We start from the raw sequence: 16,739 nt of genomic DNA, 5'->3' as shown, positions 1-16,739 counted from the left end.
GCCGTTTTGATTTTCACTGAATACGGACTGAGGGGGTCCTGGAGCCAACGTGAGGTAGTTTGGCGCGCTAGACTCCGGGAAGCCCGGTCGCCCGGCCGATTCGTCCGTGGAGTGGAGCAGGTGCATTGGTCAGTCAAGAGTCGATTGATTGTGGTGCCACGGCCAGGCTAGTAGCAGGAGTCGCCTGCCTGGGTTCTGGTAGGACCTGCCGTGACCGAGACAAATTCCAGTCCGTTTTCAGCGCAGTTGGACGTGACAAGGCTTCCCACGATACCGTTGGAGCGATCGACGATGACGAGCGTGTCGCCGGTCTCGAGCCCTGTCACGTTCATTTGATGTTGCTCATCTGGCGCAAGATCGTAGGTCCCGACCGACCGGGTACGATTCGCCGGGAGCTCAATTCTAGAAACCGTGTTGTTCGTTTTCCGAAACGTGTACGTTACTGTACCTTGCCCAGGTGCGGTATATCCGATTGTTCCGTCCGCTCTATGGATACCGACAATATCCTCCTTGATTTCACCCTCGACAACCGACACGGAGAATTCGTGGCTCACGTTGTCGCCGTTTGCCAGACCCACGCGTACTGGCCCGGTATATCCTGGCGAGTCGCTCATGCACCCAGCCCCGAGGACAGCTAGCACGACCACCAGCGAGGCAGCTACCGCCGTATGGCGACCGGTCGATTCGCCCGTGGAGCGGATCGATTGCATGGATTGGTTCTCTGGTGGCTTTCTCTTGGGGAAACGGACGCCTGGCTAGTCGCAGGCGTAGGCGGCCGATGTCCTGTCGGTACTTGCGATGATCGAAACGAAGTCGAGCCCTTGGTCATCACAGTTGGCCGTTATCAACGTCGATATCCGACCGTCCCTGCGGTCGATGATCACAAGCGTGTCACCGGTCTGAAAGTCCGTGATGTTCGTCTGAACGCTCTCGTTCGGGGTTAGCCGAAATTCCTCTTGTGAAACTACCCTGTTCTGCGGGAGTTCGATCGATTCCACGTCGGGTTGAGCACCCGTGAACCTATACGTCACCAATCCCTGTCTCGGTGAGACGTGAATGATATCTCTCCCGATTCGGTTGAGCCCAACCGATTCATCCCCGAGTTCTCCCGAGACGACCGAGACGGACAACTCGTGGGTCGCGTTGCCACCATTTGCGAGGTGCAGGCTCACCGGCCCGGTCTGTCCCGTGGGAGTGCCGAGGCACCCGGAAATCACTAACAGCATTGAGACGACTGCGAGGACCGTGAGATGATCAACATTGGTCAGCGATGTTGGGATAGGGAGCACAGTGTGTAAGTACCTTATTTAGAACGGTGACGGAAAGAGAGGGGAATTGAATTTTGATTCAAGTTGACTCTCGTTAAGGGTTGTCCCAGCGTTGACCTCTCGCATCACCGGATGCGGCCCCTTTCCATCACCGAATGTATCTTTGTATCTGAGCGGGGCGAACGGGCGGAAGGGAGTCCGATCCGGTGAAAGCCCGTCAGCGGTAAAGTCGTCGAACGCCGGATTTTTTCCGTCACGGGTGGAGTCGCGACCGCGCGCCTGAGTGAACACCGCAGGTTGGGGGTCACCGTCAGCTGTGACCGCAAGTGCAGACTCTCCGCGTGTGACAGGTGCAGGTTTGTCACTGCGGCTTACAGTCTCAAGTGTATTCCCTCCGGTAGTCTTCCACCCATTGACGCCGTCCTCAAAATCACCGAGAATTGTGTCAGACGCAGCACCGGCTATTCCCGTGGTTCCCGACAACACGCCTCCGGCGATTCCCGCTGTTCCGATACCGTGAAGAACCTGACGCCGAGAAAACAGTTTCAATTTATTGTCTCTTTTGCTCTGATCTGGTGAACTTGTTATATTTGAATGATTCCGTTTGAGATTCCTATCGTTCACATATCATTGTTAATGGCACCCGATATAAGTATCCTGCATGATATTTCCATTTTGAGATAGTTTTCATCTGAGTTTCTTTTTCAAAATCTCATATCAAATCCATCTCTGGAGTTATAGCAGTTGACATTAGCGGTCTTACAGGGCAATACGTGAATCTGCCCGAATTTCGATCTGTTCATAAGACCTCTAACTCATTAGGAACAAATACGAAAACATCATTTTACGAATGACGGAGCACAAACCCGGAAGCACCAACCATGAATCGTTCACTACAGGCCAAGAACCACTCAATACAGAGACATAACTCGGTACTATGCTACCGTATGACTGGAGGGGTACAGGGCATGTCAAAAATTGATCACTCTTGAACTACGATGCATGACTCACCACCAGTCCCGTTCTCCCGCTGTTATCTGTGGCGAGACGGCACTCCAGCCTGCGACTATTCCGGAGGCCGGGCCCCAAACTGTTCAACCAACGCGTAGCCGCCGACCGCACTCACCGCGGTGATGGTGGCGACAAATATCGAGAAAACTATCGCAATGCTGAGGGCAATTGTGAAGCCGAAAAGAGCGACGTACAGTTGCTGAGCCGCGATGGCGACCAGAGCGACAATCATCCCGAGCCAGACCATTATGACTGGCCCAACGACGACCGTGGCCATGACAGCCACGGCAGTTGATCGGCCGACGTGTCCACTCCGGCGGGCAAGTGACAGAGCTACTGCTGTAGTCACGAGCGGCACCAAGACCAGAACCCCGACATGATAGAAAAGCGACTGCGCAAAAAAGTATTCAAAGATGTATAAGGTAATCTCAAAGGAGTCACGACTGACAGTGTTGACGTACTCGCTGGTCGCTAGGGGGACCAGAAAGTACGCCACCCCTCCAATCAGTCCCGTCACGACCCCACTAAGGACAGCCAGCACACCCGGTTCCATCTCGTCGATCAGTCCCGCAGTCGTACGCTGTGGGGCCCCACTCATGTCACCGGGGCCGTTCGTCCGTGGATGGTCCGTGATCGGTTACCGGTCCAGTCTGGGTCTGATACTGGTCCGCTTGTCCTCGGAGAGAGGGCCTATCACTCCGGACAGTAGGGGAACGTGCCGATTTCACTGGGTGCCGTTTCACAATCAGTTCACGGACATTGATGAAATAAATGTTTTCTATTTGAGAATATGGCATGAGTGGTCAAATGTACGTCACTTACATTAAAGAGTTTCAAGACTGAAAACTATGATACTTTGTGGTTCACCAGTAGTGATTACGCTCAACCACGAAAAGATTCGAAGACGTATGCATTGAGAAATCCAGTCTCAACTACTGCGCGCTACTTTGGAAGTTGAGACTACAGCGGGTTTAGCGAGGCTGTAATGCGTGTATTTGGGCGAATCGTCGAACGGAAACCGCTCCAGATTGGCTCTCAGTTACTCGTTCCTGTTGTACTACTAATTATATCGCCGAATTCTGAAGACTGTCGGTAGTGTAGCCACTCGACATCGCGCTACCTCAGATCGAGTTATCCCTACCCGATCCCAGTCTCCTTCTTCAGCAGCGTCAGCGTATTATCCGCCGTCACCATCGGTGAGTGTTCATACTCACCAGTCAACTCGACTTGCACAAGCAGATCCACCGCTCGCCAAATCGAGTATAGGAGACAGGCAAACGCGAAATAAAAGAACCGGAGTCCAAAATGCTTCGACGTCGTCGCGGCCATGAATCGCTTGATCGATCTGTAACCACTTTCAATCTCCCACCGATACCCGTATTCGGTGAGAAAGGCACTGCTGGTATTCGTCATGAACACTGAGTACTGCCGGTGGTCGTCATGCTCAGAGTCCTCCTTTCGCCGATAGATCAGTGTCGTCTCGTGCCACTCGTTCTTCCCGAGATGGAGTTTCCTGTCGGTTTCGTACCGATTCTGGCCACGCTGAAGCAAACTCTTAGCTTGGCTTTCTCGCTGGTCTGCATCCGTTTCGGGACGACATACGACAGTCCACGCTGGCTGAGCATCTCCAGAATGTGCTGGCTGTCGAACTCACGATCCATCAGTACGTTATCGACGTGGACCAACTCCTCAGCAGAGGCGAGTAGATCCTTGACGATTTCCTTGCGAGTCTCGCCTTTCCGAACCGGCCGTGCGTCTAGCACGATTGGGACAGCGTTCCCGACCAGTTGCACAGTGGCCCACTGATAGGCGTACTCGTCGGTCTTTTCCTTCGTGCCAATGATTTCGTCCTCGTGACCAGTCCGATCCCCAGTAAACGGGTCGGCTTCCGTAATATCGATAGTGACGATCCCAGCTCGGAAGAACTCCTCCGTCTCTGCGACTTCATCCAGTGATCGATTCACGGCTCGTCGATACATCTCTCGAACCTGTTCGATAGAGAGATTACGAATCTGATCGCGATGGGCGTGGCCCAACGGCGTCCGATCCCGGGTGGATTCGTAGACGAAACTCCGAGCTCCTTCGTTCGCAGCCAACCGTTCTCGAAGTCCGAGATGCGTTTGTAAGTCCCAATAGGCGTTCTCGTGGATTTCACAACCATCACCGCGATCTAACGAGAAGGCTGGGAAGACAATGTGGCTGATGTGGTTCGTAATCGATCCCGCTTCCTTGAGGATGGTTTGATCGTCTGGGTCTGATTTGTCCGCTTTGTCATCCTGCGATAGAAAGCTTTGTTCTGGCTCGCGCGGAACAGTAACACCCGCGTTCTGGGCTTTGATGAGAATCGTCCGCGCGGCTGCCTCAATTGTCTCACGAAGCTCTGGAGTGAATCGCTCGTGCCAGCTGCGCCACAGCGTCGATTGGTCAGGGATCGTCTCTATGCCTATTTGCTCACAGAGTTCTGGACTGTGGGTGAGGTACGTGAGGAGTGCCGTCGACGCTGATCTCACTGGTCGAAGGGGAACTGAATCGCGTCGTTGCGTACCACTTCGGATGGACTCCCACTCATCTCCACCTGTTCGCCCTCTAACCTTCGCGCCCAGCCCAGAAATACTCGCAGTCACTCCAACAGCAACGCGCTCCATTGACTGACTCCCTGTCTGCTCAGTCCGTTCCTGTTTGATAGCCCCACGACATGGTGCACAATAGCTCCTGTCCGGACGACATCGAGGTCGACCCGGAAAAATTCGAGGTCCGGGTCGACGGCAACCACCTCACCTGTGAACGGTCTTCCGGACTCTCACTCGCACAGCGATACCTGCTATGAAACTCACAATCAAAGAACAGGGACGACTCACAGTCTTTACCTCCGCAGAGGTCGCGCGACGCCGCAAGGAACCATTCAGGACGACCGGGTCGAAAACGCACCAGATCTTAATGGGTCCTGTCAACATACCCCGGACATCAAATTGGCCCAACTGAACTCGTCGCACTCCGGGCAGCACACGCCGCGCTGAGCGGCGGCTGTTCGCCAGTTGAACCTTTTTGCGACATCCACATACGTAACGGCTGTAAAAAGGACTGAAATATCTTGAACAGGCAGAAAATTAGAACAATAAATCATTCTGCATTGGGATTTCAGTACTCACTCTACATATATTGGAAAAATAAATTGAAATAGTAGTCTCCAAGTTCGTATGTTGTGATTTCGGATACAGATGACGATAAGACAGCCCTGGCAGTTCAGTCGGACCGCTCGTCATCAGCCCTAGCCCATAACAATCGTACATATGTTATGTATATACACGTTGCTCCGCGATAGTCCTCCGGGTCACACTGTACCCGGCAGCTCAGTGTGTGACGTTCAAGATACTCGAACGGAGTATCGGGCTCAGGACCGATTGCTCATGTTGATATTGACTTCGATAACGTTGGCCGAGTTGACGACCTGTTCCGGGAGGGTCTCTTCGAACCGGTCCGCCTGCAAGACGCTTGCAGGCCCCGAAACGCTCAGCGAACCCAAGACCTCGCCGTCCGGTGTCTGAACCGGTGCTGCTATGGCGCGGAACCCTTCTATCTCTTCCTCGTCGTTGTACGCGTACCCGCGTTGGTGGATGGCCGATAGCTCCTCGAACAGCGCCTCGGGGTCGGTTACCGTGTTCGCCGTTCGCTCCGGCAGTCCGTGACGGTCGATGATCTCCTTGACACGTTGCTCGGGAAGGGAAGCGAGAATCGCCTTCCCGGAGGCGGTGTAGTGCAGGTGGTCCCGCTGCTGAGGCTTCGTCGTCTGGTATTCGCCGCTCACGCTGGTGTCGCCTTTCACTTGGTAGAGGTTGATAGCACGCCCGTTCTCCTCGGTCACGATGTGGACGTATTGCCCCGTTTCGTCGGCGAGTTCGTCGACCTGTGGCTTCCCGTGCCGGTAGAGCTGGTTCCGGCTCCGGACGTACTCCCCGAACGCAAACAGTTTGAGTGCCAGTTCGTACCTGCTGTCGCGCTTCACGACGAGCCCGTTCTCCACCAGCGTCGTCAGGTGGATGTGAGCAGTGCTCTTCGAGAGGTCGAGCTCCGTCGCGAGTTCCGTCACGCCAGCCCCATCTAGCTCTTTGAGCGTCGCCAGCACCTGGGCGGACATAGAGACGGTCTGTAGCGTCCGCGGTCCGTCGTCACCACCGGTTGGAGGCATACTACAACCGTCACACCAGAACGACTTATATGTTCGTATATGTTGAACAATAGTCCGGAAAACAGTGCATACATATTTATTTCTGAGTGAAGGCAGCGTGTTACAGCACTATTGTCGGAGAATAGTGGACAGAAGGAAGTCGATTGTGGGAGAAAAGATGTTCGCACATCTTGAATCGATGCCTTTCGTCTCGGAAATTTAAGGCCTACACACTGTGATTAAGGTCTACACGGACCTATATCGCCTTGGTGCAATAATGACGTATGTAGGGAAAAGCTTTTCAATAGCTGGCGAATCGACTATGTCGACGCGAAAATGAAAGTAAACGCCCAGAAGAACGAGCTACTACTGTACAGTGTCGAATGCCTCATCCAACCACAGGGAGCGCGCGAATGACTGACGGCGAGAGCGAGCCTGTTCGTGGCAGAATAACCGCGTCCGAGTTCACCTCGGCGGGGTCGCGCCGGCAGTTCCTCGCCGCGCTCGGGTCGGCTGGCGCTGCCGGGCTGGCCGGCTGTTCGGGGGGATCCGGGTCGGGGTCGAGTTCCGGTGGCACGTCGACTGGAGAGAGCGGGTCAGGGACGGACAGCACCGGCGGCTCGACGCTCACCGCGAACATCTCGCAACGGCTCGGGACGATAGACCCCGCGAAGGGGACCGACTACGTGCAAGCGATGGCGCTCGTGAACCTCTATGACCCGCTGGTGTTCCCGGACAGCGACGGGGAGATTCAGCCCCATCTCGCGTCGGACTGGTCGGTGTCGGCGGACAGCAAAACGTACACCTTCACCCTGCGTGACGACGTGACCTTCCACAGCGGGAACGCAGTGACCGCCGAGGACGTGAAGTTCACGACCGAGCGGTTCCTCGACCTCAACCAAGGGTACGCGTCGCTGCTGAGCGGCGTCCTCGATAAGGAGAACATCGTGGTAGAGGACGAGCAGACGGTCTCGTTCGAACTCAACCGTTCGTACGCGCCGTTTCTCCCCATCATGGTCCTCGTGTTCGTCGTGGACAGAGACACCATCATGGACAATCTTGAAGACGGGGACTACGGCGAGCGTGACGACTACGGGCAGGCGTACATCAACAACAACGACGCCGGCTCCGGTGCCTACCAACTGGCTGATTTCTCCCGGGGCAACTCGATTACGTTCGCCAAGTACGACGACTATTTCAAGGAGTTCCCCGATGGCGCGTTCGACACCGTCGAGGTCCGCATAATCACCGAAAACTCGACCGTACAGACGCTGATGAAAAACGGGGAACTGGACATGACCGGGCAGTACCAGAACTCCCAGACCTACAGTGCCATCGACCAGATGGAGAACGCACGGGTCGAGAAGATACCGACCTTCGGGCTGCTGTACAACAAAATAAACACCCAGAAGGCACCGACTGACGACCCTGCGGTTCGTGAGGCGATGGCCTGGGGCTTCGATTACGAACAGGTCGTCAACGAGATCCGCCCGGACATGAAGAAGGCACAGGGGCCGCTCCCGCCGACGTGGGGAGCGCACAACAGCGACGTGACCCAGCCGTCGTACGACCCCGAGCGAGCACGGCAGATCCTCGCCGACGCCGGCTACTCGGAGGGGGAACTCACCATCACGAACACGTTCACCTCTTCGTACTCCTTCCAGGAGCGCATCGGGCTGCTGTTCAAAGACAACATGGCGGACATCGGAATCAACGTCGAGTTGAATCCCCAGACCTGGGGGACCATCACGGAGATGGCGACCACGGTAGAGGACACGCCACATACGAGCCAGGTGTTCTACGTCCCGACCTACCCGTCGCCAGACTCGATGTTCTACAACCAGTTCCACTCTGAGGCGGCAAACACCTGGATGAGCATGGAACACCTAGACAACGCCGAGGTGGACAGCCTCATCGACGAGGCGCGACAGACCCCCGACCGACAGGCCCGCGTCGAGTTGTACAACCAACTGCAGAGCAAGCTCGCGGACCTGCACTGTGACATGCACCTGTATCACACGGTGAAGACAATCGGCTTCCAGAACGACGTCGAGGGGCTCACGCTCCGGCCGGCACAGGGCTTCGAGTACACGTTCCGTGACCTCCACCAAGTGTAATGGCGCGCATAGGACAGCTACTGCGTCGGCTCTCGGGGATGGCCGTCAGCCTGCTGGGGCTGTCGGTCCTCATCTTCGTCATCTCGCGGGTCCTGCCGGGGAACCCGGCCCGGATGGCGCTCGGAGCGATGGCCAGCGAGGAGCAGGTGGCGGAACTCGCCGCGGAGATGGGCCTCAACCAGTCGCTCCCGGTCCAGTACATCGAGTACATGCGCCGGCTCTTCGTCGGCGACCTGGGGCAGAGCCTCCAGACGAAAAACGCCGTCGTGTACGACTTGGTGACGAAGTTCCCCGCGACGCTCGAACTCATCACGCTCGCGTTCACGTTCATGGTGGTGTTTGGCATCCCGCTGGGCATCGTCGCCGCGAAACACCACGGCGGGGTACTCGACAACGCGACCCGGTTCTTCGCCTTCTCGACGGTGAGCGTCCCGAGCTTCTTCGTCGGCATCGTCTTCCAGCTCGTGTTCGGCTACTTCCTCAACTGGTTCCCTATCACGGGACGGCTCTCCTCGGCGTACAGCGGCGAGGTAGTCCGAACGACGGGGTTCATGCTCGTCGACACGCTCCTGTCGGGGTCGCCTGCGGCACACGTCGACGCGTGGATGCACATCCTGTTGCCGGCGCTCGCCCTCTCGTTCAGCGGGATGGGACAGGTCATCCGTATCACACGTTCGAGCATGATCGACATCGAGGGCCAGGACTACATCGAGGCGATGCGCGGCTACGGCCTGCCGACGTGGCTGGTCACCGACAAGTACACGCTGAAGAACGCGTTTGTCCCGACGCTGACCATCCTCGGCCTCCAGTACGCGTGGCTGCTCAGCGGTGCGTTCATCATCGAAATCGTCTACTCCTGGCCCGGCCTCGCCAAGTACGGCGTCCAGTCCGTCCTGACCTCGGACGTCAACGCCGTCGTCGGCGTCACGATGCTGGTCGGCGTCGTGTTCGTGTTAGTGAACTTCGCCGTCGACCTGCTGACGAGCGTCATCGATCCGCGTATCGGCCTGGCAGGTGACAGCGCATGAGCATCGAAACCCTCTCGTTCGATACGTCCAGACTCAACGGTATCGTCTCGCCGGCACGCCGCGAGCTGTGGTACCGCTCGTATCGCCGGTTCGCGAACCAGCCGATGAGCGTCGTCGGCCTCGTGATAGTGGTCGCAATCGCACTCATGGCTGTGTTCGCGCCCTACATCGCCCCGTACCCGGAACAAGTGGGCTCGTTCACGGACTTCGCAAACGCCTATCAGCCGCCGTCCCTCGACCATCCCTTCGGGACCGACAGCGCGGGGCGGGACATCCTCACGCGTGTCATCTTCGGCTACCGCATCGCGCTCCTGCTGGTCGCCGTGGTGCTCGGACTCGGCGTCCCAGTCGGCGTGATGCTGGGGCTGGTCGCCGGCTACGCCGGCGGCTGGGTCGACACCATTATCATGCGCGTTACGGACACGTTCCTCGCGCTCCCGCCGCTCGTGCTGGCACTTGCCATCGCGTCGGCCTTCGAGCCAACTCTCGAGATCGCGATGTTCGCCATCGCGTCGCTCTGGTGGACGTGGTACGCACGGCTGGCCCGGGGCCTGGCCGCGAGTCTCTCGGACGAGGAGTACGTACAGGCCGCAGAGCTTGCGGGTGCGGGTACGACGCACGTCCTCTTCCGAGAGCTCCTACCGAACTGCCTCTCGCCGCTGTTGGTCAAAGCGACGCTTGACGCCGGCATCGTGGTCCTGACCGGCGCGTCGCTGTCGTTCATCGGTCTCGGCGTCCAGCCCCCCAGGCCGGGACTCGGAACGATGGTCGCAAACGGCACCCAGTATCTGCCCGCCGAGTGGTGGATAAGCATATTCCCGGGACTCGCTATCTTTGTCCTCGTGATGGGGTTCAATATGCTTGGGGACGGTTTGCGCGACCTCTTTGACGTGGAGGTAGAGCAATGAGCGACAGTGCACCCCTGCTCTCAGTCCGGGACCTTTCGGTCGGGTTCGAGGGCTTCGATGGGTACGCGGCCGTCGTCGACGGCGTCGACCTGACGGTCGACCACGGCGAGGTCGTCACCATCGCCGGCGAGACCGGCTGTGGCAAATCTGTTACCACCAGGGCCATCACCGGACTTCTCGACGAGCCCCCGGCACACGTCTCCGGGACCGTCGAGTTCGACGGACAGGACCTCCGTGCCCTCCCAGACGACGAGCGACGGGACCTGAACGGGGACCGGATCAGCGTGATATTCCAGAACCCGCTATCGAGTCTGAACCCCGTGTTCACTATCGGGGAGCAACTCACCGACACGGCACAGTTTGGCGGGCACGGAGACACTGGCATCGTCGGGTACCTCCGGCGGCGGTTCTCATCGACGGACCGGTCGGCCGCCCGCGAGCGGGTGCTGGAACTCCTCGAAGAGGTCCGGATGCCAGACCCGGAGTCGGTGATGGACAGCTACCCGTCGGAGCTCTCGGGCGGGATGCGACAGCGGGCGATAATCGCGCAGGCGCTGCTCAACGAGCCGGACCTGCTCATCGCCGACGAGCCGGGGTCCGCGCTGGACGTGACCGTCCACGACGAGATCCTCTCGCTGCTCGAAGACCTCATCGCCGAACGGGACATGAGCATCCTGATGATTACGCACAACCTCGGGGTCGCTCGACAGCTGAGCGACCGCGTCTACATCATGTACGGCGGCCGCATCGCCGAGACCGCGCCGACGGCTGAGATATTCGACGCACCGCGCCACCCGTACACGCAGGGGTTGATAGCATCTATCCCCCGCCTGTCCGGCGACTCGATGGCCGGCGGCATCGGCGGGTCGGTCCCGGAGTACACGGACCCACCGCTCGGGTGTCGGTTCTACCCGCGCTGTCCGTACGCCGACGAAAGTTGTCGGTCCAGCGAACCCCCGGCAGTCTCGTTTGGCGACAAGGCCAGGGCTGCCTGCGTCCGTCACGCGGACGGGGACGCGGGCCCGGTACCGACGCTTGAAGAGACGAAACGGCGGCTCTCGGAGCCGGAACGGACGCTGGCGGAGGGGCGGCGATGAGCGGCCCCGTTCTCGAAGTCAAGGACCTGAAAAAGCACTTCCCAGCCGAGGGGCTGTTCTCGTCCGACCCGCCGGCGAAGGCGGTCGACGGCGTCTCCTTCACCATCGACGAGGGGGAGACGCTCGCCCTCATCGGGGAGTCCGGAAGTGGGAAGTCGACGGTCGCAAAGACCATCATCGACATCCACGAGACGACCGCGGGGCTCATCCGGTTCAACGGCCAAGACATCACCAACCCGATTCGACAGCAACTGGCCGAGATGCGCTCGGAGATACAGCTGGTCTTTCAGGACCCAACGTCCTGTCTGAACCCGCGCCGGACCATCCGGAAGTCGCTCCTGGTCCCGCTGAAAGCGACCGGAGTGCCTCGCTCGGAACGCGAGGAGCGGGTCAGACAGATGCTGGAGCGGGTCGGGCTCAACGACGAATACCTGTACAAGTACCCGCACGAACTGAGCGGCGGCCAGAAACAGCGCGTCAACATCGCCCGTGCGCTGGCTGTTGAACCGTCCCTGCTATTGCTTGATGAACCGACCAGCGCACTCGACGTGAGTGTGCAGGCCAAGATCATCTCGCTGCTGGAGGACATCCAGGCGGAGTTCGACCTCACGTACCTCTTTATCACGCACGACCTCTCGCTCGTGCGGAACTTCGCCGACGAGACGGCGGTCATGTACCTGGGAGAGATACAGGAACAGGGGCCGACCGACCGGCTCTTCGAGAACCCCCGGCATCCATACACGCGGTCACTCCTGTCGTCTATCCCCGTCACGTCCCAGCAGGAGGAGGCGCTCAAACCGGACAGCGAGTCCCTGGACGGCGAAGTCCCGGGTGCGCGTGACCTACCGTCGGGGTGTCGGCTCCACCCGCGCTGTCCACACGCGACCGAAGACTGTGCTATGAGACACCCAGAACAGTACGACGTAGACGACCGAGACGTACGGTGTATCGCATACGAAGACGGCGCGGACGGGTTCGACCGACTCCGCGAGCAGGCCCCCGTCAGGGGTGGGGTAGATGGCACCTGACCTCCGCGTCGTCGGTGGGACGCTCGCCACGGCCCAGGGGACCCTCGACGCGGGGTTCGCCGTCGAGGACGGAACTATCGTCGCCATCGGTGACGAGCGCCACCTGCCCGACGCGGACCACACGTTGGACGTGGGCGGGAAGATGGTCCTGCCGGGTGTCGTCGACCCGCACGTCCACATAAACGGCTTCAACTCAATCGACACCTACGAAACCGGGACGGCGGCGGCGGCCCGCGGTGGCGTCACCACCGTCATTAATTTCGCCTGGCAGACGTGGACCGGTGAGCGCGAGCGCGACGCGACCGGGTCGGTGTGGGCCGAGAACGGGTCGCTCCTGGACGCTATCGACCGTCAGCGCGAGAGCGCGTCGTCAGCGTACGTCGACTACGGCCTGCATGCGACGGTGACCGCCGAGGACCTCACTGTCTTCGACGAGTTCGAGGCGGTCGTAGAGGCGGGTGTCCCGTCGTTCAAGTTCTTCACCGTCTACGACGTGGGCGTCTCGAACGGGTTCCTCCGGCTCGCCTTCGAGCGCCTCGCAGACCTCGACGCGGTCGCGGTCCTACATACGGAAGACGACTCGGTGTGTCAGGCGTTGACCGAACAGCGACGTCGTGCCGGCCGCGGCCACCCGACGGACTACCCCGGCGCACGCCCCGACTACGCGGAGGCGATGGCGCTGTCCGACGCCGTGTCGCTGGCGACCGAGACCGACTGCAAGTACTACGGCATCCACACCACCTCACGGGCTGCAGTAGAGGAACTCGCGGCGGCACGCGAGGACGGGACCCGTGTCCGGGGCGAAACGTGCCCGCACTTCACGACGCTCACCGCGGAAGCGTACGAGAAACAAGGGACGCTCGCGCTCCAGTCACCCCCGCTCCGGTCCGAGGACGACGTCGACGCGATGTTCGAATCGCTTCGAAGCGGCGCTCTCGACGTCGTATCGACGGACCACGTCGCGTCGACACGGGCGGAGAAAGCCGTCGAGGACTGGTGGGACTGTCCGTTCGGCGTCAACAGCCTCCAGACGGCGCTCCCGGTGTTTCACGACGAAGCGGTCAACCGGCGTGGACTCCCCTACTCGTTCCTCGTCCGGGTCCTCTCCAGAAACCCCGCCGAGACGTTCGGGCTCCCACAGAAGGGGCGGCTCGCCGTGGGGGCCGACGCCGACTTCGTCGTGTTCGATCCGACGGAGACCTACGAGATCTCGGCGGCGGACAACGCTTCTGTCGCGGATTACTCGATATACGAGGGCCGAGAAGTGACTGGGAAAGTCCTCGAAACCTACCTCCGGGGACACCGTATCGCCGACGAGACCGGTGTCTTCGGGGACCCGCGCGGGGAGTTCCGTGCCCGCGAGGTGCCGACGTGGGACCCGCAGGGAGGGATGGCGTAGTGGACACACGGATCGACATCGACGTCGAGTCGCTCCGGGCAGACGTCGAGCGAACCGGTGAGTTCGGCAACGTTGACGCCGACACTGGGGTCGGCCGGACAGCGCTTCCGGCGGACGACGCCAACGTACGGGCGAGGGAGTACCTCGTCGACCGGATGAAAGCAGTCGGGCTCGACGTCCGAATCGACGCCGTCGGCAACATCGCCGGCCGGTGGACGCCGTCAACGTGTGACCCGGACGCTCCACCGATCGCGACGGGTAGCCACCTCGACTCGGTCCCGCGAGGCGGCATTTTCGACGGGGTTTTGGGCGTCTACGCCGCGCTCGAAGCAGTCCGAGCTGTTCGGGACAGCGGCGTCGTCCTCAAGCGACCGCTAGAGGTCGTCTCGTTCACCGGCGAGGAGGGGACCCGGTTCGCCGACGGCGTCCTCGGCTCCTCGGTCGCTGCCGGAGAGCTATCTGTCGAGGATGCCCTAGCCCTCTCCGACGGCCGCGTCTCGCTGGGCACGGCGCTGGAGGAGGCCGGCTTCCGCGGGACCGGCCGCCTCGACGCGAGCGAGTGGCACGCCTGGGTCGAACTCCACATCGAACAGGGCGGACACCTCGAAGCGGCAGGCGTCCCCCTCGGCGTCGTGACCGATATCACCGGCACGACGCGGGGCCACGTCAGTATCGACGGGCGGGCTGATCACTCCGGGACGACAGGGATGGACGCGCGTCGGGACGCACTGGTCGCGGCGAGCGAACTCGTCCTCGACGTGGAGGCGACGGCGAGCGAAATCGCCACCGCGGGGACGGGAACGGCGGTCGGAACGGTCGGCCGGCTCACACCGGAGCCAAACGTGGTCAACGTCGTTCCGGGGCGCGTGTCGATGCGGCTCGACCTCCGGTCGGTCGACCAGCTGGAAATCGACCGACAGGTCCGGGCCGTCGAGGACTCCCTCGACGGCCTGGAACGCGAACACGGCGTCGAAACGTCACTCGACATTCCGTACGAAATCCCGCCGACGCGGCTCTCCGAGCGCGTCCGAGACACCGTGGAGACAGCGGCCTCCCGACACGGGGTCGAGACGCTGACGCTCCACTCCGGCGCGGGCCACGACACGATGCAGATCGCCAAGGCGACCGACGCAGCGTTGCTGTTCGCCCCGTCGACGGGCGGGCATTCACACTCGCCCAAGGAGTGGGCCGACTGGGCGGACTGCGCTGTGTCGACACAGGTCCTCGCGGAGAGCCTCGCACTGCTTGCATCGAACACCGAGCACAACCAACACCGTACCTACGAATGATAGAAATTCAGACCGACGAGACGACGTTTACAGCAGAGCTACACGAACAGCAGGCCCCCGAAACCATCGCGGCACTCAGGGAGATCTTGCCGCTACGCTCGGAGCTAATGCACGTCCGCTGGAGCGGTATCGCGACGTGGATAAACATCGACGAGATCGACCTCCCGGACCTCCCCCGGGAGAACCACACGACGTATCCATCGCGTGGCGACCTGTTACTCTACCCGGGGTTTCGAAACGACGCGGAGATACTGCTCCCCTGCGGGCCGACGTGTTTCAAGAGCCAGGCTGGCGAACTCGCGGGGAACCACGTTGCGTCAGTCGACGCGAGCGCCGAGGAACTCCGAGAACTCGAACGGACGACCCTCCGCGACGGCATTCAAGAGGTCGTCATCAGGGAGGTGTAGCGGTGACCGACATCGCTGGGAGCCCATGGACCTCCGACGCTGATGGATTCATCGCGTCGAATGGGCAGGCACACGACGCCGTCGTCGAGCGCGTCAGTGACGTATCAAAGCGCGAAAAATGATACCATCTGCGACTCGAAGGCTCTCATTTCGGCGTATAAATACCCATAATGCACCCAATATTTGAATATTAAGTGTTATACACTCGCATAAATAAGATATCTATATTTATTTCAGATATTCATTCTTATAGTTCGGTAACTTTCACACATAATCTCCCGATACATGAACAGCCTGAGCATTCCTTGGAACGAGTCGAATGCTGGGTGCCACTCCGGATAGGCGTCCTCAAGTTGCTCTGTGTAAAGCGTGACCCCGCTCACCGCACCCCGAAGACACGTTCCATATCCCAGCGTGTCCCTGAGTTCGATTCCAGTTTTGTAGGCGTGGGTCCTCCGGCATGTACGCTCCGGGAGCGGGTCCAGTGTCTCCGACATCGATCCTCGATTGCATCGGCAAAATGGAAGCGGCTGCAGTCGTTATCTCATCATCAGCTCTTGAAGGAAACACTCGGTAAAAACTTCGTAGGCCAGCACAGAGCCACTGATTGAAGCGACTGGTCTTGAAAGCAAGTCACAGACCAACCGCACTGATGAGTGATACAGACCAGCCGCCACTGTCAGACCATCTACCCGAACTTCTAGTTGTGTTTTCGATTCTTTCATAGCTGCTGGTTCGACGAAGGCGTTCTGTGCGTCGGGGTCCACGCGAACGCTGTTCATCGTCGAGAGTTCGATCATCAGGGCATGATTTTCGAGAGCCCTGCCTGCGATGTGAGCCCACTGCCTTTCACGGAGATGGAGAAATCGTGTTCCGTCGCGAACGAGACCGCGCTGATGACGTCGGCAGTGCCGGCACACTGGACAACCCACCTTAGGACGCCGGTCGATTATGTAGTGGTACCTGTTGTCCCCACTGGCCATCAGGGGAGCTTTCCGAGGTCCTTAATCAGCAATGCAGGC

Annotated in this window: 14 protein-coding genes and 2 pseudogenes; 10 read left to right on the top strand and 6 right to left on the bottom strand. The window is 59.7% G+C overall.

Annotated features, from left to right (window positions below):
• Positions 1-167: 167 nt before the first annotated feature.
• The 4 genes and pseudogenes from RBH20_RS19930 to RBH20_RS19915 all read right to left on the bottom strand — a co-directional run bounded on the left by RBH20_RS19930 (position 168) and on the right by RBH20_RS19915 (position 4,834).
• On the bottom strand, positions 168-614 hold the full coding sequence (locus tag RBH20_RS19930; RefSeq protein ID WP_306711980.1) for a hypothetical protein: 447 nt from the start codon (positions 612-614) through the stop codon (positions 168-170).
• Positions 615-755: 141 nt separating this feature from the next.
• Positions 756-1,172 carry a hypothetical protein gene (locus RBH20_RS19925; protein WP_306711979.1) on the bottom strand — a complete coding sequence of 139 codons (417 nt, stop codon included), beginning with the start codon at positions 1,170-1,172 and terminating at the stop codon, positions 756-758.
• 1,162 nt (positions 1,173-2,334) lie between these two features.
• Complete coding sequence (locus tag RBH20_RS19920) at positions 2,335-2,832, bottom strand: hypothetical protein (protein ID WP_306711977.1); 498 nt, start codon at positions 2,830-2,832, stop codon at positions 2,335-2,337.
• Between the two features lie 584 nt (positions 2,833-3,416).
• Positions 3,417-4,834: pseudogene (locus tag RBH20_RS19915) on the bottom strand (transposase).
• Positions 4,835-4,974: 140 nt separating this feature from the next.
• Here RBH20_RS19915 and RBH20_RS19910 point away from each other — a divergent pair.
• Entirely contained in the window at positions 4,975-5,106 is a 132-nt protein-coding gene (locus RBH20_RS19910; RefSeq protein WP_306711975.1) for a hypothetical protein, read from the top strand.
• A pseudogene (ureA, locus tag RBH20_RS21425) lies at positions 5,103-5,177 on the top strand (urease subunit gamma); the annotation flags it as partial. The gene RBH20_RS19910 and the pseudogene ureA, both read left to right, overlap by 4 nt.
• 493 nt (positions 5,178-5,670) lie before the next feature.
• Here the strand turns inward: ureA and RBH20_RS19905 are convergent.
• Entirely contained in the window at positions 5,671-6,465 is a 795-nt protein-coding gene (locus RBH20_RS19905) for an IclR family transcriptional regulator (protein ID WP_306711973.1), read from the bottom strand.
• A gap of 392 nt (positions 6,466-6,857) precedes the next feature.
• On the opposite strand from RBH20_RS19905, the gene RBH20_RS19900 reads away from it, so the two are divergent.
• From RBH20_RS19900 to RBH20_RS19865, 8 genes are read left to right on the top strand one after another with little or no spacing between them, the layout of a single operon-like run.
• Entirely contained in the window at positions 6,858-8,561 is a 1,704-nt protein-coding gene (locus RBH20_RS19900) for an ABC transporter substrate-binding protein (RefSeq protein WP_306711971.1), read from the top strand.
• Positions 8,561-9,589, top strand: a complete 1,029-nt coding sequence (locus tag RBH20_RS19895; RefSeq protein WP_306711969.1) for an ABC transporter permease — start codon at positions 8,561-8,563, stop codon at positions 9,587-9,589. Before RBH20_RS19900 ends, RBH20_RS19895 begins: the two co-directional genes overlap by 1 nt.
• Complete coding sequence (locus tag RBH20_RS19890; RefSeq protein ID WP_306711967.1) at positions 9,586-10,497, top strand: ABC transporter permease; 912 nt, start codon at positions 9,586-9,588, stop codon at positions 10,495-10,497. The genes RBH20_RS19895 and RBH20_RS19890 overlap by 4 nt, the downstream gene beginning before the upstream one ends.
• Complete coding sequence (locus RBH20_RS19885; protein ID WP_306711965.1) at positions 10,494-11,594, top strand: ABC transporter ATP-binding protein; 1,101 nt, start codon at positions 10,494-10,496, stop codon at positions 11,592-11,594. Before RBH20_RS19890 ends, RBH20_RS19885 begins: the two co-directional genes overlap by 4 nt.
• Positions 11,591-12,622: an ABC transporter ATP-binding protein gene (locus RBH20_RS19880; protein WP_306711963.1), complete on the top strand. Its 1,032-nt coding sequence runs from the start codon at positions 11,591-11,593 to the stop codon at positions 12,620-12,622. The genes RBH20_RS19885 and RBH20_RS19880 overlap by 4 nt, the downstream gene beginning before the upstream one ends.
• Positions 12,612-14,021 (top strand): dihydroorotase family protein, encoded by a 1,410-nt coding sequence (locus tag RBH20_RS19875; protein ID WP_306711961.1) that lies wholly within the window; start codon positions 12,612-12,614, stop codon positions 14,019-14,021. Before RBH20_RS19880 ends, RBH20_RS19875 begins: the two co-directional genes overlap by 11 nt.
• Entirely contained in the window at positions 14,021-15,310 is a 1,290-nt protein-coding gene (locus RBH20_RS19870) for a Zn-dependent hydrolase (protein WP_306711959.1), read from the top strand. Before RBH20_RS19875 ends, RBH20_RS19870 begins: the two co-directional genes overlap by 1 nt.
• Positions 15,307-15,717 carry a DUF3830 family protein gene (locus RBH20_RS19865; protein ID WP_306711957.1) on the top strand — a complete coding sequence of 137 codons (411 nt, stop codon included), beginning with the start codon at positions 15,307-15,309 and terminating at the stop codon, positions 15,715-15,717. The genes RBH20_RS19870 and RBH20_RS19865 overlap by 4 nt, the downstream gene beginning before the upstream one ends.
• Positions 15,718-15,950: 233 nt before the next feature.
• On the opposite strand, the gene RBH20_RS19860 is transcribed toward RBH20_RS19865, so the two are convergent.
• On the bottom strand, positions 15,951-16,214 hold the full coding sequence (locus tag RBH20_RS19860) for a hypothetical protein (RefSeq protein ID WP_306711955.1): 264 nt from the start codon (positions 16,212-16,214) through the stop codon (positions 15,951-15,953).
• Between the last annotated feature and the right edge of the window lie 525 nt (positions 16,215-16,739).

The sequence above is a fragment of the Haloarcula sp. H-GB4 genome, assembly GCF_030848575.1.
In the GTDB taxonomy this organism is placed as follows: domain Archaea; phylum Halobacteriota; class Halobacteria; order Halobacteriales; family Haloarculaceae; genus Haloarcula.
This window is presented reverse-complemented; position numbering and strand designations above follow the sequence as displayed.

Excerpts from the sequence above, each read along its gene's own strand:
- RBH20_RS19930 (WP_306711980.1), bottom strand. The coding sequence starts at position 614 with ATGAGCGACTCGCCAGGATATACCGGGCCAGTACGCGTGGGTCTGGCA.
- RBH20_RS19920 (WP_306711977.1), bottom strand. The coding sequence starts at position 2,832 with ATGGAACCGGGTGTGCTGGCTGTCCTTAGTGGGGTCGTGACGGGACTG.
- RBH20_RS19910 (WP_306711975.1), top strand. The coding sequence starts at position 4,975 with ATGGTGCACAATAGCTCCTGTCCGGACGACATCGAGGTCGACCCGGAA.
- RBH20_RS19905 (WP_306711973.1), bottom strand. The coding sequence starts at position 6,465 with ATGCCTCCAACCGGTGGTGACGACGGACCGCGGACGCTACAGACCGTC.
- RBH20_RS19900 (WP_306711971.1), top strand. The coding sequence starts at position 6,858 with ATGACTGACGGCGAGAGCGAGCCTGTTCGTGGCAGAATAACCGCGTCC.
- RBH20_RS19895 (WP_306711969.1), top strand. The coding sequence starts at position 8,561 with ATGGCGCGCATAGGACAGCTACTGCGTCGGCTCTCGGGGATGGCCGTC.
- RBH20_RS19890 (WP_306711967.1), top strand. The coding sequence starts at position 9,586 with ATGAGCATCGAAACCCTCTCGTTCGATACGTCCAGACTCAACGGTATC.
- RBH20_RS19885 (WP_306711965.1), top strand. The coding sequence starts at position 10,494 with ATGAGCGACAGTGCACCCCTGCTCTCAGTCCGGGACCTTTCGGTCGGG.
- RBH20_RS19880 (WP_306711963.1), top strand. The coding sequence starts at position 11,591 with ATGAGCGGCCCCGTTCTCGAAGTCAAGGACCTGAAAAAGCACTTCCCA.
- RBH20_RS19875 (WP_306711961.1), top strand. The coding sequence starts at position 12,612 with ATGGCACCTGACCTCCGCGTCGTCGGTGGGACGCTCGCCACGGCCCAG.
- RBH20_RS19865 (WP_306711957.1), top strand. The coding sequence starts at position 15,307 with ATGATAGAAATTCAGACCGACGAGACGACGTTTACAGCAGAGCTACAC.
- RBH20_RS19860 (WP_306711955.1), bottom strand. The coding sequence starts at position 16,214 with ATGTCGGAGACACTGGACCCGCTCCCGGAGCGTACATGCCGGAGGACC.